Below are 20,946 nucleotides of genomic sequence, written 5' to 3' on the forward strand. Positions count from 1 at the left end.
ACACGCGGAAGCGCGGGAGATCGTGTTCGACTTTCTTGAAGGTTACGACCTGCTGGGGGCCTTCTGGGTGACGGTGCAGCTCACCGTCTACTCCGCCCTCGGCTCCCTCATATGGGGAACGCTGCTGGCCGGCATGAAGGTCAGTCCGGTCCCCCTGATGCGCGGTTTCGCGACCGGCTACGTCAACGTGGTCCGGAACATTCCGCTGACCGTGATCATCCTCTTCTCGTCGCTGGGGCTGTATTCGACGCTCGCCATCAGTCTCGGTGCGTCCGACATCACGGATGTCAACTTCCGCCTGGCGGTGCTGGCGTTGAGCGCGTACACCGCCGCCTTCGTGTGCGAAGCACTGCGGTCGGGCATCAACACGGTGCCGGTCGGCCAGGCCGAAGCCGCACGCGCCCTCGGCCTGAGTTTCGCCCAGGTACTGCGGCTGATCATCCTCCCGCAGGCCTTCCGCTCGGTCGTCAATCCGCTCTCCAATGTGCTGATCGCACTGACGAAGAACACCACCGTCGCTTCCGCGATCGGGGTGGCGGAAGCCTCGTACCTGATGAAGGGCATGATCGAGAACGAAGCACAGCTGCTCCTGATCTCGGCAGTCTTCGCGTTCGGGTTCATCGTCCTGACCCTCCCGACCGGCCTCATCCTCGGCTGGGTGAGCAAGAAGGTGGCGGTGAAGCGATGACTTCGGTCCTCTATGACGCCCAGGGACCGCGCGCCAAGCAGCGGAACATCCTCTACACGGTCCTGTTCGTTCTCGTTGCCGCGGCCGTGGTGTGGTGGATCTACGACGGTCTGGCCTCCAAGAACCAGCTCGACTGGATCAAGTGGAAGCCCTTCTTCACCAGCTCCCAGCCGTGGGAGACGTTCATCTGGCCCGGGCTCCAGAACACGCTCAAGGCGGCGTTCTTCGCACTGATCATCGCGCTGCCGCTGGGCGCCCTGTTCGGGATCGGCCGGCTCTCGGACCACCGGTGGATGCGGGCGCCGTCCGGTGTGGTCGTGGAGTTCTTCCGGGCCATTCCGGTGCTGATCCTGATGATCATCGCGAACGCGGTGTACTCCGAATACACGAACATCAGCACCGACGCCCGTCCCCTGTACGCCGTGGTCACCGGACTGGTGCTCTACAACGCCTCGGTGCTCGCCGAGATCGTGCGCGCCGGCATCCTGACCCTCCCGCGGGGGCAGACCGACGCCGCCAAGGCGATCGGCATGCGCAAGGGCCAGACGATGGTCTTCGTGCTGCTGCCGCAGGCGGTCACCGCGATGCTCCCCGCGATCGTCAGCCAGCTCGTGGTCATCGTGAAGGACACCGCCCTCGGTGGCGCGGTGATGACGTTCCCCGAGCTGCTGGCGTCGGTCCGGCCGATGGCGGCGAACTACGGCGCGAACACCATCGCGTGCTTCACGATCATCGCCGTGATCTACATCGCGCTGAACTTCACCCTCACCTCGTTCGCGAGCTGGCTGGAGCGGAGGCTGCGGCAGCGGAAGAAGAGCACCGGCGCGGTGGTGGCCACCGGCCCGGCGGGCGAACTGGAGACGGCCGGTGCGCCGTCGCTCGAAACGGTCGACCGGACCACCTCCTGACGACTCGTCGATTCAGGCCCACGAGGGGCGGGGGCGCACGCGCCACCGCCCCTCGCCGCGTTCCGGTGTCACTTGACGCACGCACCGGCAGTAGGTTGCATACGTTCTGTGATCGCGCCCCGAGCCTCCGCTGCCGCATCTCCTTCGACGCCGCCCTCCGCCTCGGCGGCCGTCCCGGCCCCGTCCGTCCTGTCGTGTGCCTCCCCGCGTCCGTCCGCAGGTGTTCCGGGGGCCGCGCCGTGGACCCGGTGATCGTGGTCGGCGCCGGGCCGGTCGGCCTGGTGCTGTCGCTCGCCCTCGCGGCTCAGGGCGTGCCCTCCGTGCTCCTGGACGAGGACCCGGGCAAGGACGAGACGCGCCCGGCCCGCACGGTCGTGCTGCGTGAGGACACCGCCGACCTGGTGGAACGGCTCGGCTGCAAAGCGGTCCAGGACAAGGGCCTTCGCTGGTCCGGCTGGCGGTCCATGCGGCGCAGGCAGCTCGTACGGGAGCTGCCGCTCGGTACCGGTTCGCCCGCCGGCGACCGGCCGGCCGCCCCCGTCCATGTGCCGCAGCACGCGCTGGTGCGGGGGCTGCGGGACGCGGTGGCCGCGCACGAGCTCGTGCAGACGGCGGGACCCAGCCGGATCGACACGCTGGAGCAGGACCCGGCCGGGGTCACGGTGCACACCCGGGAGCCCGGTTCCACCTGGTGGCGCGGGAGCTACGTGGTCGGCTGCGACGGGGCGCGGTCCACCGTGCGCAAGCTCCTCGACATCCGGTTCCCGGGCCGCACGGCGGTGGAACGGCATGCCGTCGCCGCGCTGCGCACCGAGCTGCCGTGGCCCGGAGAGGCTGTGCTGCACCGGCTTCCGCCCTGGCGCACCGGCGGCGCCGAGGTCACCGCACGCCCGCTGCCCGACGGGGTCTGGCGGCTGGACTGGCTGCTGCCGCCACGCGGGGAGCTGGTCACACCGGACGTGCTGGTCACCCGGGTCCGGGACACCCTGGCGGGGTGGTGCGGCGAGACACCCCCGTACGAACTCCTGGACACCGGCGTCTACACGCTCCACCACCGGCTCGCCCGGCGGTGGCGGGTCAAGCGGGCCTTCCTGGCCGGGGACGCCGCCCATCTGCTGGGGGCCCTCGGCACCCAGGGGCTCGACGAGGGGCTGCGGGACGCCGAGAACCTGGCGTGGAAGCTGGCGCTGGCCTGGCATCACGGAGCCAGTGACGTCCTGCTCGACAGCTATCAGGCCGAGCGGCGGGCCGCCGTCGCCTCACGGCTGCGCGCCGCCGACCAGTCGCTGCCGATACTGCGGGGCGGCGGGGGCCTGCGGACCCTGGTCCCGGGGAGCGCACGGGGGCACGACTCGCTGCTCACCGATGGACATCTGGGATGCGGACCGCTCGGTGCGCCCCCCTCCTACTCCCATTCCCCCCTTGCGCCCCCACGCGCCGAGGCGCACACCTCCGTGGGTACGCCCCCCGGTGCGCCGGTCACCGATGTGCGGGTCACCGCGCCGGACGGAACGCCCGTGCGGCTCAGGGAACGGCTGGGGCAGGGGCACCTGCTGGTGGTGCTCGTGGCGCCGGGCACCGGGGTATGGGACCGGCGGCACTGGATGCGGGCCGGGATCATGCCGCGGCTCGTCGAGACCGTCGACGGCCTCCCCGTGAAGGCGGAACTGCTGGTCGCCGAGAGCTATCCCGGCGCCCCCGCGCACACCGTGCTGCTCATCCGGCCGGACGGCCATCTCGTGGAGTCGTTCGGCGGGGTCCGGCCGGCGGAGCTCCTCGCGGCGGCGGACGCGGCGCGCGGCGGCGCGCTCCTCACGTCCGTACGCTCCGACCGGACCGCGGACGTCAATTGACCCCCGCAGGCGCACATGGTCTACTCCGGAACATGACCGACACCGATGTGCGCCTGTGGCGGAGGGTCCACATGGACCTGCTCCGCTACGCGGGCTGCGTGTGTCGCCCGTCCTGCTGAATCGCCTTCTCCCGCTCCCCGTGCGCTGTGACGTACGGCAGGGGCGCCCACGCGAACCCTCAGGACGGTCCCTGTGTCTGCTTCCCCCTCCCCTGTTTCCGTGCGTACGACCGCCTCCGGTCCGAGCGCCGCGGAACTGCTCGACTTCGTCCGCCGCACCGCCGCGGACACCGCGCTCGTCGCCTCGCTCCCCCTCGACCCCGAGGGCCGCACCTGGATCCGGCTCGACGGACCCGGCGGCAGCGAAGCCTGGCTGATCGGATGGCCACCCGGCTCCGGCACCGGCTGGCACGACCACGCCGACTCGATCGGCGCCTTCCTCACCGCGGCCGGCACGCTGAACGAGCACTCGCTCGCGGCGCGGCTGCCCACCGACGGCTGGAAGACCCTGGAGCTGGCCGAGGACCTCGACCGGTCGCGGACTTTGACGGCCGGTCAGGGCAGGGCGTTCGGCCGCCACCACGTCCACGAGGTGCTGAACCGGTCCGCCACGGAGCACGCCGTCTCCGTCCACGCGTACTACCCGCCGCTGCCGCGGATCCGGCGCTACAGCCGCACCGGAGCGGTGCTCCGCCTTGAGCAGACCGAGCGCCCGGAGGACTGGCAGTGAGCGAGGAACGGCACGACGGGGGCGACCACCGGATCGGGATCGACGAGCTCCTGGAGCGGGTCCGGGCCGGATACGAGCGGCTCGGGCCGCAGGAGGCGAGCGCGGCGGCCGAGGAGGGCGCGCTCCTCGTGGACATCCGCTACGCGGAACTGCGGGCACGCGACGGGCTGATCCCCGGGGCGCTGGTCGTCGAGCGCAACGAACTGGAGTGGCGGCTGGACCCGCAGGGAAGCCATCGCGCGGCGCAGGCCGTGAGTCACGATCTGCGGGTGGTGGTGATCTGCAACGAGGGGTACGCGTCGAGCCTCGCCGCCGAGTCGCTGCACCGGCTCGGGCTGTACCGGGCGACGGACCTGATCGGCGGCTTCCAGGCCTGGCGCGCGGCGGGACTGCCCGTCGAGGCGTGACCGGCGACGGGGCGGCCTGAGGGCCCCCGAACCGGCAGGGCTCCCGGTCGCACGCTGACCGGGAGCCCTGCCGGTTCGGGCCGTCGGTCACCGGCTCGTGACGGCCTCCACCGGGCGGGCCTTCAGGGCCAGCCTGCCGGGCAGTGCCGTCGCGATCAGGGCGAGCAGGGCGGCGGCGCCCACCACGGTCGCGTACACCAACGGCACCACGGTGGGCGCCGCACCGCCCGTCATCCCGATACTGAAGGCGGTCAGCACCGCGAGCGAGATCCCGGTACCGAGGGCGGCGGCCAGGACCACCACCGACAGCGTCTCGATGCGCAGCATCCGCAGCACCTGCCGGCGGGTCGCCCCGGCCAGCCGCAGGAGCGCGAACTCCCTGAGCCGCTCGGAGACCGACATGGCCAGCGTGTTGACGACGGCGATGGCGGTGAAGGCCAGGACCAGGCCCATGGCGAGCAGGTTGACCTCGGCGTTCTGCCGCCGGCGGTCCGCCTGGAGCCGGTCCGCGGCGGCCGGGGCGAGGACCGCGACGGCCGGGAACTCCGCTACTGCGGCGGCCAGTTCGCCGCGGCTCGCGTCACCTGCGACGAGGACGGTCGCGGCCAGCGGGTTGTCCATGTGCCGGGCGACCAGGTCGTGCGGCAGCGTCAGGTCGCCGAAGCCCGGTCCGCGGCGGTAGACGGCCGCGATCGTGAGGGTGACGGGGGTGCCGTCGCCCAGGTTCAGCTTCAGTGCGCTGCCGGGGCGCAGGTGGAGCTGCCCGGCTGCCCGTTCGCTGATGGCGGCCGAACGGGAGTCGGCGGTGAACGCGGCCATCGACCCGCGCGTCACGTCGGGGTCCCAGGTGCGAGCCAGCCCTGCCGTGGTGACTCCCTGCGCCGGGTACGCGGCGAGCCCGACCCGGACGGTCGTGCGGACCACCTCCGTGGCGGCGGTGACTCCGGGCGTCCTCCGGACGGCCTCGGCCGCTTCCGACGGGACGCCGGGGCCCTGCGCGCCCAACACCCAGGTGGCGCGGGTGCCTTCCCGGGCCTGGGCCAGGGCGGCGTCTGCGAGGGTCGGCTGGACGAAGAGGACCGTGCAGGTCATGCCGATGAGCAGGGTGAGCGGGGTGACGACGGAGGCCATCCGGGTGGAGTTCCCGCGGATGTTCGCCGTGGCCAGACGGCCGACGTGTCCGGTGGCACGGAGCGCGCCCGCCGACAGGAAGGCGCCCACCCGGACCAGGAGCGGGCCGAGCAGCGACACGGCCGTGGCCAGCACCACCACGGCCAGGAAGGTGACCGGCGTCGAGGCCGCCTCGGTGTGCAGGATGCCCAGTACGGCGACGAGTACCCCGCCGGCCAGGAGCAGCACCAGGCCGGCGGCGATTCGGCCCCGAGCCGGACGGCGGCGCTCGACGGCGGACTCGGCCATGGCCTCGGCAGGGCGGAGGCGCGCGATACGGCGGCCGGAGATACGGGCGGCGGCCCAGGCGCCGAGAAGGGTGACGACCAGAGCGGCGCAGGCGGGCAGGATTCCGGCCGTCCGCTCCAGCGTCGCCGGCACCACGCCCGAATCGACGAATCGACTGTGCAGCCAGCCGGCCAGCGGCAGCCCGGCGAGGGCGCCCAGTACCCCGGCGACGGCGCCCACCACCAGCGCCTCGCGGCCGAGCAGACGGCGGACCTGCCGTGAGGTGGCCGCGATCGTCCGCAACAGGGCCAGCTCACGATGACGTTGCTGGATGGAGAGCGCGAACGTCCCGACGACCACGAGCACCGCGACCAGGAGCGAGGTCCCGCCCATGGCACCGCCCATGGAGACCAGCTTGACGCGCGCGCCCGCGGCATCCAGGAACTCGACGGGCCCGCGATCGTCACCCGTGGAAACCTGGGCGGTGGTGCCCTTGAGCACCTGCGCGACCCGCTGCTTCAGCCGGTCGGTGTCCGTACCGGCTACGGGCAGCACGCCCAGGGCGGAGACCTGGCCGGGACGGGCTGCGAGGCGTTCGGCCTCCGCCGTGGAGAAGAACAGCGACGTCTGCTGCCGGAGTTCGCCGTGTCCGTCCGGGGCGGCGATGCCGCTGACGCGGTAGGTGCGGGGCGCCTGGGTGGACTGCACGGTGAGCCGGTCGCCGGTCGTCAGGCCCGCCCGTTCGGCGAGGCCCCGGTCGATCACCACGTCGTCGGCCGAGGCCGGGGCGCGGCCCGTGGTGAGGGCGAACGGGGTGAGGGGGGCGGAGTCCCAGGAATGTCCGTAGCCGGGCGTGCCGCCGCCTTCCGTACGGCCGGGCAGGCCGCCCGGCAACGGCTCGGCGAGGAAGGTCAGTTCGGGGACGACCGCTCGCACGCCCTGCAGGGCGCGGATCCGGTCGCCGACGGTGGCGGGGAGCCAGGCACGCTCGGCGACCGGCTTGGCCTTGTGCTTGGCCTTCGTCTTCCCGTTGCCCTTGTGCTTCACGGTGGTCCGGTGGACGTTCTGGTCGGCGGAGACGATGAGCGGGGTCGCGGCGTAGCGTTCGGTGGCGATCCGTCCGCGCAGGCCGGTCTCCAGAAGGGTGCCGCAGGCCGTGACGAGGGCGGCCGCGCACATGAGGGCCAGCAGCGCTCCGAGGAAGCCTCCTTTGCGGTCGCGGACCGTACGCAGGGCATAGCGCAGCATCATGACGCGTCCGTCCTTCTTCTGTTGTCATCCGTGGAGACGACGCCGTCGGGGCCGGGGGTGTCTCCGCCCGGGCGGTAGACGCCTTCGCTCGGGGCAGGGACGTCTTCGCCTGGGGAGGGGACGTCTTCGCCTGGGGCAGGGAGGTCTTCGCCTGGGGCACGGACGTCTTCGCTCGGACCGGGGAAGGCGAGCAGGCGGGTGTGGACCGTGCGGGCACCTGGCGGGGTCTCGTCGTCGGGCCGCTTGTAGCGGTTCATGAGGGCGATGTACTCCTCGAAGAACTCGTGGAGCTCGGGTGCCGTGAGCTTCAGGGAGCCTCGTGAGTACGCGTGCGCGTCGGCCCATTCGTCGGTCTCCCCGGCCTCTGCGGCGGCGCCGCTCTCGCGCTGGAGCCGCTCGAACAGTGCGAGGTCGGCGGCGTACGCATGGCGGTTCAGCTCGTCCATGACGAGCCGCATCCCGGGTGTCCGGCGGGACGGCGGCGGAAAGCGGCGGTCACCGGGGACGGCCCGCCACCACCGTGCCCGGCGTACGCCCGGCTCCTGCGGCACCGTGTCGGCGACGAACCCGTACCGGGCCAGTTCGCGCAGGTGATAGCTCGTGGCCCCGGTGTTCAGGCCCAGGGCGCGGGCGAGGATCGCCGACGTCGCGGGGCCGTGCAGGGTGAGGTGCTGGAGGATCTGCTGGCGTCGTGGCTGGGCGAGGGCCTTCAGGGCCGCCAGCTCCGTGATCTCGGTACCACCGGGCTTCTCTGGCATGCGTCACACACTGCTCTGTGCACAGATGTCTGTGCACTGGAGCGTTCCGGCGTCTTCGCAGGGGGGTTATCCCCCGAACCCGGCACTCCCCTGGCCTGGATTCGCGGCCGGGATTCGCCACCCCTGACCGCCGAGGGCCATTGCTGATCGCCCCTGGTCCCCTTCTTCACCCCCGATCGTCCCCGACCGCCCCTGATCCCCCTCATCGCAGACACGGAGTCGGCGGATTCCTCGAATGCGTAGCGACACACCCGTATGGCCTTGCTCCGGTGGAGCGAACCGCGGACCGGATGGACATTCGCCTCAACGCCAAGGTCCGCCATGGCATCGCCATCACACCGCTACGGCACGGCCTTGCCTCCGCCACGGCATCGCCTTGCCTCCGTACGACGGGAAGCCCGCACCCATGCCCCCCACCGCGCTCACACCCGACGAACTCGACGCCCAGGCCGCTCGCCTCCATGACACCGAGGCCTGGCAGCAGATCGTCACGGGTTGGGACGTCACCGTCCCGGAACCCGTGCGCCCCGCCTCACCCGGTGGCGTCCAGGAGCGGCCTGCCCCCTCCGACGACTGGCGCGCTCTCCTGTCCGTGCCGGTGGATCAGCTCATCGCCGAGACGGTCCGCGCGCTGCCCGGTCCCGCGCCGCACGGACGCCCGCTTCCCGGACGTCTCGGTGCGGTGCTCCCCGACCGCCTTCATGCCTGGCGTCGCATCGGGCAGCCGGAGGTCCGACCCTCTGTCCACCTCGCCCATGCGCGGCAGATCCTGACCGAATGGGGCTGGCAGAACACCCCGTACCGGCTCCGCAACACCCGGGGCGCCCGCTGCATCTGTGGCGCCATGCTCACCGCGCACCGCCTGGGCTACGGATCGGCGCACACCGTGGACCGAGCCGGCGCCTGGATGGTCGCCGAACTCCGCTCCCAGGGCTGGACGGGGCTGATCGGCCCGTGGAACCGCTACCCGGGGCGCACCGCCGCCGACGCCCTCGCCCTGATCGACGCCACGATCAGCCGTGCGGCCCGCGCCGGACAGTGACGGCCGGACCGTAAGAGCCAGTGCGGCAACAGGTCGCCGCGCGGGCCTCGTCCGGCAGCAGGCCGCCGCGCAAGCCAGGCGCGGCAGCAAGTCGCCGTGCAAGCCAGGCGCGGCAGCAAGTCGCCGTCAACGCCAGGCGTAGCGGCAGTCGAACCGTCGGAGCCAGGCAGCGGCAGGTCGAACCGTCGAAGCCAGGCGTAGCCAGCCGGGCGTAGCCAGCCGGGCGTAGCCAGCCGGGCGTAGCCAGCCAAGCTGAGAAGGCCGCGCGCCGCCAGCCCGGTGCCAGGTGCCAGGTGCCACAGGCCAGGGTGGCTGGCTGGTTGGTTGGTAGGGGAATGCGGGCCAAGGAGCGCGGAGCGAGGAACAGAGGCAGCCCTCAACCGCCCCAAGCCGTCGACGCGCAGTAGGCACACTCGTGCCGACGCTCAGAAGGGCTCGTCCAGCCCTTCGGTGTCCTCGCCCTCCTCCTCCAGTGCCCGGCGCACCACGCGCAGGGCCATACCCTCCCCGTACCCCTTGCGGGCGAGCATGCCCGCAAGACGGCGAAGCCGTTTGTCGCGCTCCAGGCCCCGGGTGGAGCGGAGCTTGCGCGCGACGAGTTCCCTCGCCGTCTCCTCCTCCTGCTCGGGGTCGAGCTGACCGACGGCCTCGTCGATGACGACCGAATCCACACCCTTGGTCCGCAGCTCACGGACGAGCGCGCGGCGGGCCAGGCCGCGGCCGTGATGCCGGGACTCCACCCAAGCCCCGGCGAACGCCGCGTCGTCGATCAGTCCGACGTCCTCGAAGCGCGACAGCACTTCTTCGGCCGCCTCGTCCGGGATCTCCCGCTTACGCAGGGCGTCCGCGAGCTGCTTGCGGGTGCGCGGAGTCCCGGTGAGCAGGCGCAGACAGATGTTGCGCGCCTGCTCGACCGGATCCCGCGGCTCCCCCTTCTCGGCCCTCGACGAGGTGGGGGAGCCGCTGTCCCTGGAACGGGAGCGGGACCGGCGCCCCGCTCCCTCGCCGAATCCGGCGCCCGGGCCCGCACCTCTGCCACGGCCGGACCTGACAACCGGTTCGTGGGAGAGGTCGGACTCGTTGTCGGATCCGGCCGTGTGTCCGGCGGCGAATTCGGGGCCGGGGCCCGCACCGGGGTCGGCGGTGCTGCCCGGCCACTCCGTACGACGCGTCACGGTCTAGCTCTTGGCCGCCGCCGTCTTGGCCGGCTTGGCCTTGCCGGCCGGGGCGGGCGCCGCCTTCGCCGCACCGTCGGCCGGAGCCGCGGCCACGCCTGCCGCGTCCGCGGCGGGCTCGGTGGCATCCGCCTCGGGCCGGACTCCGACGCCCAGCTTCTCCAGGATCTTCTTCTCGATCTCGTTGGCGAGGTCGGGGTTGTCCTTGAGGAAGTTGCGGGCGTTCTCCTTGCCCTGGCCGAGCTGGTCGCCCTCGTACGTGTACCAGGCGCCGGCCTTGCGGACGAAGCCGTGCTCCACACCCATGTCGATCAGGCCGCCCTCGCGGCTGATGCCCTGGCCGTAGAGGATGTCGAACTCGGCCTGCTTGAACGGCGGCGCGACCTTGTTCTTGACGACCTTGACACGGGTCCGGTTACCGACCGCGTCGGTGCCGTCCTTGAGCGTCTCGATGCGGCGGATGTCGAGACGCACCGAGGCGTAGAACTTGAGCGCGCGGCCACCGGTGGTGGTCTCCGGCGAGCCGAACATCACACCGATCTTCTCGCGGAGCTGGTTGATGAAGATCGCGGTGGTCTTGGACTGGTTGAGCGCGCTGGTGATCTTCCGCAGCGCCTGGCTCATCAGACGGGCCTGCAGACCCACGTGCGAGTCGCCCATCTCACCCTCGATCTCCGCGCGCGGCACGAGCGCCGCGACGGAGTCGATGACGATCAGGTCGAGCGCGCCCGAGCGGACCAGCATGTCCACGATCTCGAGGGCCTGCTCACCGTTGTCCGGCTGGGACAGGATGAGGTTGTCGATGTCGACGCCGAGCTTCTTCGCGTACTCCGGGTCGAGCGCGTGCTCCGCGTCGATGAAGGCCACCGAGCCGCCGAGCTTCTGCGCGTTCGCCACCGCGTGCAGCGTCAGCGTCGTCTTGCCGGAGGACTCCGGTCCGTACACCTCGACCACGCGGCCGCGGGGCAGCCCTCCGACGCCGAGCGCGACGTCGAGAGCGGTGGACCCGGTGGGGATCACCTCGATGGGCTCGTTCGGCCGCTCGCCGAGGCGCATCACCGCGCCCTTGCCGAATTGCCGTTCAATCTGTGCGAGTGCGGCGTCCAACGCCTTCTCGCGGTCGGTTCCTGCCATGGGTTCCACCCGATTTGCTTGAGTCGATCGCTTCACGTCAAAGACGCTAACCCCTGCCACTGACAATGGGCCTCGACGTCCTCCCGGCCTGTGGATAACTCCACGGGCCGAGCCCGGAAAAACCCGGCCGGAATCCCATGAGAATGGATGTTCGATTTTGGTGTCAAGCGCACCACGCCGCACCGACCAGTCCCCAGGATAGCGCTCTAGCATCGCCCCTTCGGGCAGTCAAGTTCGCTTGCGCGATGCCCTATCAAATATCGGCTATATGGGAGCAAACCGGACCGAAAATGCGGCTCCGGCGGTTCGTGCCGCACGTCGGCAGGCCGCGGACGTCACCGCCCAGCGGGGCGCCGCGAGAGCGATCGGCTGCGTCACCGGGCGGACGAGCGGGCTCCGCGCACGGACAAACAGGCCACCCCGGACCATCGAGGAGACGTCTGTCCCGCACCTCAGGAACGCGGCTGCGGGCCCTGCGCCTCCGCGTCCTCCCCCTGCCCGCCCTCGGCTTCGGGGGCGTGCCAGAGCCGGCGCAGCCGCACGGACACCGATCCATCGCGTCGCCACTGACGGCGCCCGTGCACCCGGGGGTCGTCCGTGACCTCGTACCGCTTCACGTAGGCGCCGAGGAAGGCCTGGAGCGTGGCCACGGCCGGGATGGCGATCAGCGCACCGACGGCGCCCATCAGTGCCGTGCCGGCGATGACCGAGCCGAACGCCACCGCCGGGTGGATGTCGACGGTCTTCGAGGTCAGCTTGGGCTGCAGCACGTAGTTCTCGAACTGCTGGTACACCACGACGAAGCCGAGCACCCACACCGCGTACCAGGGGTCGACGGTGAACGCGATCAGCATCGGCAGGGCGCCCGCCAGGTACGTACCGATCGTGGGGATGAACTGTGAGACGAGTCCCACCCAGACCGCGAGCGCCGGTGCGTACGGCACTCCGAGCGCCAGCAGCAGGATGTAGTGCGCGATGCCGGAGATGAGCGCCATCAGACCGCGCGAGTAGAGGTACCCGCCCGTCTTGTCGACTGCGATCTCCCAGGCCCGCAGCACCTCGGCCTGGCGAGTGGGCGGAAGGACGGAGCACAGCGCGCGGCGCAGCCGTGGGCCGTCGGCCGCGAAGTAGAACGAGAACAGGAAGATCGTCAGCAGCCGGAACAGGCCGCCGAGGACCGTGGTGGAGACGTCGAGCACGCCGGTCGCACTGTTCTGGACGTACTTCTGCAGCCAGTCGGAGTGCAGAAGGCTGTCCTGCACCTCGACGCGGGAGAGCTCCGTGTGGAAGCTCTGGTTGACCCAGTTGATCACCGAGTCGAGGTACTTCGGGAAGTCCTCCACCATGTCGACGATCTGACCCGCGAGCATCGAGCCGAGCAGCACGACGAAGCCCGCACCGGCGATCAGGACACCGAGGAAGACCAGGAAGGTGGCGAAGCCCCGGCGTATCCCGCGGGCCGACATCCAGCTCACGGCGGGCTCGATGGCGAGCGCCACGAAGAAGGCGATCAGCACATTGATCAGCAGACCGATGAGCTGGTCGAAGGCCCAGCTGCCGAGACGGAAGCAGGCGTAGAGCGCCAGGGCCAGCACCATGGCACGCGGCAGCCAGCCAGGCATGCGGGCGCGCCCGGTGCCGGACGGCGGGGTCGGTGGCGCAGTCGGCGGGACGGGCGGGTCGAGGGGCGGCTGGGTCTGAGCGGTCTCGTCTGTCGGTGCCACGGAGCAAGTCTCGCCTACTGCCCGGACCATCGGTCGCGCACCCCGGTGACGTCCCGCACACCACACCACCCGGACCGCGCTTCAGTGCTCGCCCTCGCGGGTACCGGCCGTCGCGTGGGCTCCGCCGCCCCGTCCGTCAACGCTCCACAGCTACGCCGCCCGTACGGACCCGCACCAAGCGGAGCGGTGCGCCAGGGCCCTTCCCGGCCGCCGGTGTGGCCGGCCCTCCGGGCCCGGCACGGCCTGGCTGCCATGAGGAGCCGGAGCCACGCCGACCGCCCGCGGTCCCGCGCAGCACGACCCGCCGCCGCTCACCGACACCCATGAACAGCTGCCGCACAGCCCCGCCCGACACACCGTGCGTCAACGCTTGTCCGCGGGGATGCCGACGGCCGTGCAGACGCCGCGCCAGACGTCCTTCGCCTCCCACCCCGCGTCCAGGGCCTGGTGCACCGTGCGCCCGCCGAGCTCGGCCATCACATGATCGCGAGCGAAGGAATCGGCGTACCCCGCCCCGAAGTGGTCCGCCATCCGTTCCCAGAAAATCGTCAACCGCATGCCACCAGTATCCCGCTCCTGAGAGTGCAGCCGGGCCGCCCGGCCTCGCCGAGGGCGCTGACCGTCCTACGGTCGGTACATGGCTGGAACCGGAACAAGTCCCCTCAATCGTGCCGAGCAGTTCATCTGGCTCACGGCCCGCGTCCTCGAGCAACGCCGCTTCGCCCATCACTTCCTGCGGGGAAGCGCGGATGCCGTGGAGACGGCCCTCGCCGCCTTCCGCAACGAGGACGGCGGCTACGGCCACGCGCTCGAACCCGATCTGCGAGGCCCCGTCAGTCAGCCGCTGCACACGGCGCACGCGCTGAGCGTCCTCGACTCCATCGACCGCTGCGACGGACTCCGGGTGGAGCGGATCTGCCGCTTCCTGACCGATGTGTCCACCAAGGAGGGGGCCTTACCCGCACTGCTTCCCTCGCAACGCGGCTACCCGGCCGCTCCCTTCATCCCGATCGTGGACGACCCCCCGGCCGAGCTGCTGGTCACCGGGCCCGTCGTCGGGCTGCTCCACCGCAATGCGGTGTGGCACGCCTGGCTCTTCCGGGCCACGGATTTCTGCTGGGCGGCCGTCGACGCCCTGGAGGTGTCACATCCGTACGAGATCGAAGCGGCGGTCGCCTTCCTCGACGGTGCGCCGGACCGGCCACGGGCCGAGGCCGCGGCCGACCGGCTCGGCCGTCTGGTGCGCGACCAGCGGCTCGTCGTCCTGGACCCGACGCGGCGCGCGGAGTACCCGGTGGCGCCCGGGTACGCGCCGGGTGAGCAGCACTTTCCGTACGACTACGCCCGCGCGCCCGAATCCCTCGCCCGGCGTTGGTTCACCGAGGCGGAGATGGATCGCGCGCTGGACCATCTGGCGGCCGGGCAGCAGGCTGACGGCGGCTGGCCGGTGACCTGGCGGCAGTGGGCGCCGGGGACCGCCCTGGAGGGGCGCCCCCTGGTCACGCTCAGGGCCCTGCAGACGCTGCATGCGTACGGTCGCGGCCTCAACTGATGTTGGCGGTCGATCGCCGGCCTGCCGCGGCCGTGGGGCGCGGCGCCGCGACACGTCCCGCGCGGGCGGGGCTGGCGACGGCCTGTGTGGTCCGCGGCGTCGACCCCCGTGTGCGGCCTATCCGAGTGCTCGCACTCCGGCGGTCACGGCCACGGCAACCCCCACGACGACGAGGAAGGGCGCGCGCAGGACGAGGGCGAGCGCGGCAGCGGCCAGGCCCGCGCCTCTGGCGTCGAGCACCAGCTGCCGGCCGTCGCCGAAGGCCTGCTGCGCGGTCAGGGCGGCCAGCAGGGCCACCGGCAGCAGGGCGGCGAGGCGCTCCACGAGGGGGCGTTCCAGGGCGCTGGCGGGCACCAGGAGACCGAGGAGCTTGGCGAGGTAGCAGCCGACTGCGGTCAGCGCGATGGCGATCCAGACGTTCATCGGCCCTCCTCCGACGAAGGGGGACCCGATTCCCCGGACTTTCGTGTGTCCTTCACTTCCTTCGCCTTCGCCTTCGCCTTCGCCTTTGCCCCTGTCCCGGCTGTCCCTGTACCTGACCCTGCCCCGGCCTCTGTCCCTTTCCCTGTCTCTGTCCTTGTCCTTGTCTCCGGCATCGCCTTCTTGCCTCGTCCTCTCAGGAAGAGGACGACGGGCGCCGCGAGCGCGGACAGCAGGACGGGCAACCCCGCGGGCAGTACCGGCAACAGGCCGAGTGCGAGCAGAACGGCGAGCGCGGCCGTGGCCCGCTCCGTCGTGCTCTTCAGCATCGGTGCGAGCAGGGCGAGGAAGACGGCAGGGCTTGCCGCGTCCAGCCCCCAGGCGGCGGTGTCGCCGAGCGCCTCGGCGCCCAGCGCGCCGCCCAGCGTGGTGAGGTTCCACAGCACGTAGAGCGTGAGCCCGGTGACGGTGAAGCCGATACGGGCTGCGCGCCGGGTGGGCTGGGGCAAGGTCACGGCGGTCGTCTCGTCGATGACCCACTGGGCCGCGAGGGGGCGCATGACACGCGGGAGCGCGAGAAGCTGCGACAGCCGCAGGCCGTAGAAGGCGTTGCGCACGCCGAGGAAGAAGGCACCGGCCGCCGCGGTGTAGGGGTTCCCACCGGCGGCCAGAGCGCCCACGAGGGCGAACTGGGAGGCGCCGGTGAACACGAGGAGGCTGAGCGCGCAGGTCTGCAGCAGGCTCAGCCCGGAGCCGGCCGAGGTGACGCCGAAGGCGAAGCCGGAGAGACCGACGGCCGTGCCGACGCCGAGAGCGTCACGGACGACGGCCGCGTCCGGCTTGGCCCCGGCGGCGGGGGCGCTGCCGTGGGGCGGGCCGCCCGCGCTCTGAGGGGGTGCTTTCTGTTCTGCCACGCCCGGGACGCTACCTGGGCAGGTGAGGGCGGGTCTTGTTCGTTCTTGCACGTGCGTGCCCGTAGGCGCCTGGTGGTACCCCCACGATCCGGGTGAAATCACGGTCGGGCGGCTGAGCCTGCTGCCATCGCCTTGACCGTCCGCCCGTTCCGCCCGCTCCGGCGCTCCGGCGCTCCGGCGCTCCGCCATGATCGGATCCTCGCAGCGCGCGGTCTGCGGCACCTCGGCTCGGTGGACGGCCGGGCCCCCTCGATGTCAGAGCCACGGACGGGTGCACGACGACGGTCGCCGGTCGTTTCCGCAGCCGTTGTCAGTGGTGGGGTGCACGATGGGGGACATGACCGGCTCCGCACTCGATTCGTTCTCCCCCGCGACCCGCAGTTGGTTCACGGGGGCCTTCCACGCGCCCACGGCCGCGCAGGAAGGCGCCTGGCGGGCGATCGGCGAGGGGTCGGACGTCCTGGTCGTCGCACCCACCGGATCCGGCAAGACCCTGGCCGCCTTTCTCGCCGCCCTGGACCGGCTGGCCGCCGTCCCGCCGCCCGCCGAGGCGAAGAAGCGCTGCCGGGTGCTGTACGTGTCGCCGCTCAAGGCCCTGGCCGTCGACGTGGAACGCAATCTCCGCTCGCCGCTGACCGGCATCCGCCAGGAGTCGGTGCGGCTGGGACTGCCCGAGCCCGAGGTCCGGGTGGGAATCCGCTCCGGCGACACCCCGCCCGCCGAGCGCCGCTCGATGGCGACGCGGCCACCGGACATCCTGATCACCACCCCCGAATCCCTCTTCCTGATGCTGACGTCCTCGGCCCGGGAGGCGCTGGCCGGGATCGAAACGGTGATTCTGGACGAGGTGCACGCGGTCGCGGGGACCAAGCGGGGCGCCCACCTCGCCGTGTCGCTCGAGCGGCTCGACGAACTGCTGCCCCGGCCGGCCCGGCGGATCGGTCTGTCGGCCACGGTCCGCCCGGTCGACGAGGTCGCGCGCTTCCTCTCGCCCCGGCGGAAGGTGGAGATCGTCCAGCCTCCCTCCACCAAGCGGTTCGATCTGTCGGTGGTCGTGCCGGTCGAGGATCTGGCCGAGCTCGGCGGCTCCCCCGCCACCGACTCCGACTCCGGCCAGGCGGACAAGCCGTCGATCTGGCCCCATGTGGAGGAGCGGATCGCCGACCTCGTCCAGGCCCACCGCTCCACCATCGTCTTCGCCAACTCCCGCCGTCTCGCCGAGCGGCTCTGCAACCGGCTCAACGAGATCGCGTACGAGCGGGCCACCGGCGAGACGATGCCCGATTCCCACTCGCCCGCCGAGATCATGGCGGAGTCCGGCGCGGCGAAGGGTGCGCCCCCGCTCCTCGCCCGGGCCCACCACGGATCGGTCTCCAAGGAGCAGCGCGCCCAGGTAGAGGAGGACCTCAAGGCGGGCCGGCTGCCCGCGGTCGTCGCCACCTCCAGCCTGGAACTGGGTATCGACATGGGGGCGGTCGACCTGGTGATCCAGGTGGAGTCGCCGCCGTCGGTCGCTTCCGGACTCCAGCGGGTCGGCCGTGCAGGTCACCAGGTGGGCGCGGTCTCCACCGGGGTGGTGTTTCCGAAGTACCGGGGGGATCTGGTGCAGGCGGCCGTGGTCACCGAACGGATGCGTGAGGGATCCATCGAGGCCCTGCGGGTTCCGTCCAATCCCCTGGACGTGCTGGCCCAGCAGTTGGTCGCGATGGTCGCCCTGGACAGCTGGCAGGTGGACGACCTGCTGGCGGTGACCCGCCGGGCCGCGCCCTTCGCCTCGCTCCCCGAATCGGCGTTCACCGCCGTGCTCGACATGCTCGCCGGCCGCTATCCGTCCGACGCCTTCGCCGAACTGCGTCCACGCGTCGTCTGGGACCGGATCGCCGGTACGGTCACGGGCCGCCCCGGCGCCCAGCGGCTCGCCGTCACCTCGGGCGGCACCATCCCCGACCGCGGGCTCTTCGGGGTCTTCCTGGCGGGCTCCGATCCCAAGAAGGGCGGCGGCCGGGTCGGCGAGCTGGACGAGGAGATGGTGTACGAGTCCCGGGTCGGTGACGTCTTCACACTGGGCACCACGTCCTGGCGGATCGAGGACATCACCCGCGACCGGGTCCTGGTCTCACCGGCGCCGGGCGTGCCGGGACGGCTGCCGTTCTGGAAGGGCGACCAGCTGGGCCGTCCGCTGGAGCTGGGACGGGCGCTGGGCGCCTTCCTGCGCGAGCTCGGCGGGCTGTCCCCGCAGGACGCCCGGGCGCGGCTGCTGACCGCCGGCCTGGACACCTGGGCCGTGGACAACGTGCTGTCCTACATCGATGAGCAGCGCCGGGCCTGCGGCCATGTGCCGGACGACCGGACCATCCTCGTCGAGCGTTTCCGCGACGAGCTGGGCGACTGGCGCGTCGTCGTGCACTCCCCCTTCGGCGCCCAGGTGCACGCACCCTGGGCACTCGCCCTCAGTGCCCGCCTGGCCGAGCGGTACGGCATGGACGCCCAGGTCATGCATGCGGACGACGGCATCGTGCTGCGGCTCCCGGACGCGGACATGATGGGTCTGGACCTCCTCGACTTCGACCCCGCGCAGGAGGACGCCGCAGGGGCGCCGCTTCCCCGGGCCAATGCCGCCCTCGACAGCGACCAGCCGCCGGTCGGGGCCGCCGATGTCGTTTTCGACCAGGGCGAGATCGCGCAGATCGTCACGGACCAGGTCGGCGGTTCCGCCCTCTTCGCCTCGCGGTTCCGCGAGTGCGCGGCCCGCGCGCTGCTGCTGCCCCGGCGCAGTCCCGGCAAGCGCACACCGCTGTGGCAGCAGCGCCAGCGGGCCGCCCAGCTCCTCCAGGTCGCCTCCGAGTTCGGCTCGTTCCCCATCGTCCTCGAAGCGGTGCGCGAATGCCTGCAGGACGTCTTCGACGTCCCTGGGCTCACCGAGGTGATGGGCGACCTGGAAGCTCGCCGGATCCGGCTGGTCGAGGTGACCACCCCGGAGCCCTCCCCGTTCGCCCGCTCGCTCCTGTTCGGCTACGTCGCGCAGTTCCTGTACGAGGGCGACTCGCCCCTGGCCGAGCGGCGGGCCGCGGCGCTCTCCCTCGACTCCCATCTCCTGGCCGAACTGCTGGGCCGCGCGGAGCTGCGCGAACTGCTCGACGCCGAGGTCCTGACCGAGCTGGAGCAGGAGCTCCAGTGGCTGGCCGAGGACCGCCGGATCAAGGACGTCGAGGGGGTCGCCGATCTGCTGCGGGTCCTCGGCCCGCTCACCGACCCGGAGCTCGCCGAGCGCGGGGCCGAGCCTCAGTGGGCGCAGGAGCTGGAGGCGGCCCGCCGTGCCATCCGGGTCCGGATCGGCGGCGGTGATCACTGGGCGGCCGTGGAGGACGCGGGCCGGCTGCGGGACGCCCTGGGCACCGCGCTCCCGGTCGGTGTCCCCGAGGCGTTCACCGAGCCGGTCAAGGACCCGCTGGGCGACCTCCTCGCCCGCTACGCCCGTACGCACGGCCCGTTCACCTCCACTGCGGCGGCCGCCCGCTTCGGCCTCGGCACCGCCGTCACCGACGGGGCGCTGCAACGCCTGGCGGCCTCCGGCCGGATCGTCCAGGGCGAGTTCCACCCCGCCGGCATCGGCCAGGAATGGTGCGACGCCACGGTGCTGCGTCGGTTGCGGCGCCGCTCGCTCGCCGCGCTCCGCCATGAGCTGGAGCCGGTACCTCCTGCCGCCCTGGCCGGGTTCCTCCCCCAGTGGCAGCACCTCGGCAGCAACAGCCTGCGCGGAATCGACGGACTGGCGCGCGCCGTCGAGCAGTTGCAGGGCGCACCCGTCCCCGCGTCCGCGCTGGAGAAGCTCATCCTGCCCAGCCGCGTCAGCGGCTACTCCCCCGCGCTCCTGGACGAACTCACGACCACCGGCGAGGTCGTGTGGGCCGGTGCGGGCGCCCTGCCCGGCAAGGACGGCTGGCTCTGCCTCTATCCGGCCGACAGCGCGCCCCTCCTCCTGCCTCCCCCGCGTCCGCTCGAACTGAGCGCACTGCACGAGTCCGTACTGACGGCGCTCAGCGGTGGGTACGGGCTCTTCTTCCGCCAGATCGCCGATCAGGTCCGCGCCACCACGCACCCGGACTCCACCGACCCGCAACTCGCGGACACCCTCTGGGACCTCGCCTGGTCGGGCCGGCTCACCAACGACACGCTCGCCCCGTTGCGTGCTCTCCTCGGTTCCGGACGGACGGCCGGATCGACCGCGCACCGCGCCAAACGCAGTGTTCCGCGCGGCCGTTACGGCTCCCTGTCGGCCTCGGCACGCCCGGTCTCGCGCACCGGGCCGCCCACGGTGTCGGGCCGCTGGTCCCTGTTGCCGCCCGTCGAACCCGAACCCACGCACCGGGCCCACGCCCTGGCCCGTACGCTCCTGGACCGGCACGGCGTGGTGACGCGCGGCGCGGTCCAGGCCGAGGGTGTCGAGGGCGGCTTCTCCGCCGCGTACCGCGTGCTCTCCGCCTTCGAGGACAACGGGCAGGCGCGCCGCGGCTATGTCGTGGAGGGGCTGGGGGCGGCGCAGTTCGCCATGGACGGGGCGGTCGACCGGCTCCGCGCGGCCTCCACCGCCCGCGACCGCACGGAACCCGGCGCGGAACCTCGGGCCCTGGTCCTCGCCGCGGCCGATCCCGCCAACGCCTACGGCGCGGCCCTGCCCTGGCCCGAGCCGCCGGCCGGAGCCGGGCACAAACCCGGGCGCAAGGCAGGTTCCCTCGTGGTCCTGGTCGACGGCGAGCTGACGCTGTACATGGAGCGCGGCGGCAAGACGCTGCTGGCCTGGCCGACCGATCCGGAGGACCCCGCGCTCCGGGCGGCCGCGGCGGCCCTGGCGGCCGCGGCACGTGCCGGAGCGCTCGGCACGGTCACGGTCGAGCGCACCAACGGCGCCTCGTCCCTGACCTCACCCCTCGGGCGCACCCTGGAGTCGGCCGGCTTCCTCGCCACCCCGAGAGGCCTGCGCCTGCGCGCCTGA

General features: G+C 72.2%; 16 protein-coding genes and 2 pseudogenes. 9 read left to right on the forward strand and 9 right to left on the reverse strand.

Translation table 11 applies throughout. The features are described from left to right. Nucleotides 1–22: 22 nt before the first annotated feature. The 6 genes from ABZ454_RS15790 (at nt 23) to ABZ454_RS15815 (ending at nt 4,585) form a co-directional block, all read left to right on the forward strand. Complete coding sequence (locus ABZ454_RS15790) at nt 23–688, forward strand: amino acid ABC transporter permease (RefSeq protein ID WP_356322014.1); 666 nt, start codon at nt 23–25, stop codon at nt 686–688. Continuing rightward, nucleotides 685–1,596 (forward strand): amino acid ABC transporter permease, encoded by a 912-nt coding sequence (locus tag ABZ454_RS15795; protein ID WP_359538335.1) that lies wholly within the window; start codon nt 685–687, stop codon nt 1,594–1,596. The genes ABZ454_RS15790 and ABZ454_RS15795 overlap by 4 nt, the downstream gene beginning before the upstream one ends. A gap of 239 nt (nt 1,597–1,835) precedes the next feature. Continuing rightward, nucleotides 1,836–3,449 (forward strand): FAD-dependent monooxygenase, encoded by a 1,614-nt coding sequence (locus ABZ454_RS15800; RefSeq protein WP_359538337.1) that lies wholly within the window; start codon nt 1,836–1,838, stop codon nt 3,447–3,449. A 32-nt stretch (nt 3,450–3,481) separates the two neighbouring features. Next, complete coding sequence (locus ABZ454_RS15805; RefSeq protein ID WP_311307652.1) at nt 3,482–3,568, forward strand: putative leader peptide; 87 nt, start codon at nt 3,482–3,484, stop codon at nt 3,566–3,568. A gap of 100 nt (nt 3,569–3,668) precedes the next feature. Continuing rightward, nucleotides 3,669–4,178: a cysteine dioxygenase gene (locus tag ABZ454_RS15810; protein ID WP_359538339.1), complete on the forward strand. Its 510-nt coding sequence runs from the start codon at nt 3,669–3,671 to the stop codon at nt 4,176–4,178. Beyond that, the gene (locus tag ABZ454_RS15815; RefSeq protein WP_359538341.1) at nt 4,175–4,585 is read left to right on the forward strand and encodes a rhodanese-like domain-containing protein; all 411 of its coding nucleotides are present in this window, start codon (nt 4,175–4,177) and stop codon (nt 4,583–4,585) included. Before ABZ454_RS15810 ends, ABZ454_RS15815 begins: the two co-directional genes overlap by 4 nt. Before the next feature lie 87 nt (nt 4,586–4,672). Here the strand turns inward: ABZ454_RS15815 and ABZ454_RS15820 are convergent, their stop codons facing one another. Beyond that, complete coding sequence (locus ABZ454_RS15820; RefSeq protein ID WP_359538343.1) at nt 4,673–7,234, reverse strand: FtsX-like permease family protein; 2,562 nt, start codon at nt 7,232–7,234, stop codon at nt 4,673–4,675. Beyond that, nucleotides 7,231–7,992 (reverse strand): helix-turn-helix domain-containing protein, encoded by a 762-nt coding sequence (locus tag ABZ454_RS15825; protein WP_359538344.1) that lies wholly within the window; start codon nt 7,990–7,992, stop codon nt 7,231–7,233. The genes ABZ454_RS15820 and ABZ454_RS15825 overlap by 4 nt, the downstream gene beginning before the upstream one ends. Before the next feature lie 406 nt (nt 7,993–8,398). On the opposite strand from ABZ454_RS15825, the gene ABZ454_RS15830 reads away from it, so the two are divergent. After that, a complete protein-coding gene (locus ABZ454_RS15830; RefSeq protein ID WP_359538346.1) occupies nt 8,399–9,034 on the forward strand; it encodes a hypothetical protein in 636 nt (211 codons plus the stop codon). Nucleotides 9,035–9,459: 425 nt separating this feature from the next. Here the strand turns inward: ABZ454_RS15830 and recX are convergent, their stop codons facing one another. The 4 genes from recX to ABZ454_RS15850 all read right to left on the reverse strand — a co-directional run bounded on the left by recX (nt 9,460) and on the right by ABZ454_RS15850 (nt 13,625). Beyond that, nucleotides 9,460–10,209 (reverse strand): recombination regulator RecX, encoded by a 750-nt coding sequence (recX, locus tag ABZ454_RS15835; protein ID WP_359538348.1) that lies wholly within the window; start codon nt 10,207–10,209, stop codon nt 9,460–9,462. A gap of 3 nt (nt 10,210–10,212) precedes the next feature. Further along, the gene (gene recA / locus ABZ454_RS15840) at nt 10,213–11,343 is read right to left on the reverse strand and encodes a recombinase RecA (RefSeq protein ID WP_356322023.1); all 1,131 of its coding nucleotides are present in this window, start codon (nt 11,341–11,343) and stop codon (nt 10,213–10,215) included. A 452-nt stretch (nt 11,344–11,795) separates the two neighbouring features. Beyond that, nucleotides 11,796–12,965: an AI-2E family transporter gene (locus ABZ454_RS15845; protein WP_359538380.1), complete on the reverse strand. Its 1,170-nt coding sequence runs from the start codon at nt 12,963–12,965 to the stop codon at nt 11,796–11,798. Nucleotides 12,966–13,430: 465 nt separating this feature from the next. Further along, the gene (locus ABZ454_RS15850) at nt 13,431–13,625 is read right to left on the reverse strand and encodes a DUF3046 domain-containing protein (protein WP_356322024.1); all 195 of its coding nucleotides are present in this window, start codon (nt 13,623–13,625) and stop codon (nt 13,431–13,433) included. Between the two features lie 79 nt (nt 13,626–13,704). On the opposite strand from ABZ454_RS15850, the gene ABZ454_RS15855 reads away from it, so the two are divergent. Beyond that, nucleotides 13,705–14,619 (forward strand): hypothetical protein, encoded by a 915-nt coding sequence (locus ABZ454_RS15855; RefSeq protein ID WP_359538350.1) that lies wholly within the window; start codon nt 13,705–13,707, stop codon nt 14,617–14,619. 117 nt (nt 14,620–14,736) lie between these two features. Here the strand turns inward: ABZ454_RS15855 and ABZ454_RS15860 are convergent, their stop codons facing one another. The 3 genes and pseudogenes from ABZ454_RS15860 to ABZ454_RS15870 all read right to left on the reverse strand — a co-directional run. Beyond that, entirely contained in the window at nt 14,737–15,042 is a 306-nt protein-coding gene (locus ABZ454_RS15860; protein ID WP_359538351.1) for an AzlD domain-containing protein, read from the reverse strand. Between the two features lie 185 nt (nt 15,043–15,227). Continuing rightward, nucleotides 15,228–15,953: pseudogene (locus ABZ454_RS15865) on the reverse strand (AzlC family ABC transporter permease); the annotation flags it as partial. A 10-nt stretch (nt 15,954–15,963) separates the two neighbouring features. Then, nucleotides 15,964–16,068: pseudogene (locus ABZ454_RS15870) on the reverse strand (AraC family transcriptional regulator); the annotation flags it as partial. A gap of 222 nt (nt 16,069–16,290) precedes the next feature. On the opposite strand from ABZ454_RS15870, the gene ABZ454_RS15875 reads away from it, so the two are divergent. Further along, a complete protein-coding gene (locus tag ABZ454_RS15875; protein ID WP_359538352.1) occupies nt 16,291–20,946 on the forward strand; it encodes a DEAD/DEAH box helicase in 4,656 nt (1,551 codons plus the stop codon).

Source organism: Streptomyces sp. NPDC005803 (assembly GCF_040630435.1).
Lineage (GTDB): Bacteria > Actinomycetota > Actinomycetes > Streptomycetales > Streptomycetaceae > Streptomyces.

Bases quoted from the DNA above. Each gene is read 5' to 3' on its own strand.
- ABZ454_RS15825 (WP_359538344.1), bottom strand. From the start codon at position 7,992: ATGCCAGAGAAGCCCGGTGGTACCGAGATCACGGAGCTGGCGGCCCTG.
- recA (WP_356322023.1), bottom strand. From the start codon at position 11,343: ATGGCAGGAACCGACCGCGAGAAGGCGTTGGACGCCGCACTCGCACAG.
- ABZ454_RS15855 (WP_359538350.1), top strand. From the start codon at position 13,705: ATGGCTGGAACCGGAACAAGTCCCCTCAATCGTGCCGAGCAGTTCATC.
- ABZ454_RS15845 (WP_359538380.1), bottom strand. From the start codon at position 12,965: ATGCCTGGCTGGCTGCCGCGTGCCATGGTGCTGGCCCTGGCGCTCTAC.
- ABZ454_RS15805 (WP_311307652.1), top strand. From the start codon at position 3,482: ATGACCGACACCGATGTGCGCCTGTGGCGGAGGGTCCACATGGACCTG.
- ABZ454_RS15795 (WP_359538335.1), top strand. From the start codon at position 685: ATGACTTCGGTCCTCTATGACGCCCAGGGACCGCGCGCCAAGCAGCGG.
- ABZ454_RS15850 (WP_356322024.1), bottom strand. From the start codon at position 13,625: ATGCGGTTGACGATTTTCTGGGAACGGATGGCGGACCACTTCGGGGCG.
- ABZ454_RS15875 (WP_359538352.1), top strand. From the start codon at position 16,291: ATGACCGGCTCCGCACTCGATTCGTTCTCCCCCGCGACCCGCAGTTGG.
- ABZ454_RS15820 (WP_359538343.1), bottom strand. From the start codon at position 7,234: ATGATGCTGCGCTATGCCCTGCGTACGGTCCGCGACCGCAAAGGAGGC.
- ABZ454_RS15860 (WP_359538351.1), bottom strand. From the start codon at position 15,042: ATGAACGTCTGGATCGCCATCGCGCTGACCGCAGTCGGCTGCTACCTC.
- ABZ454_RS15830 (WP_359538346.1), top strand. From the start codon at position 8,399: ATGCCCCCCACCGCGCTCACACCCGACGAACTCGACGCCCAGGCCGCT.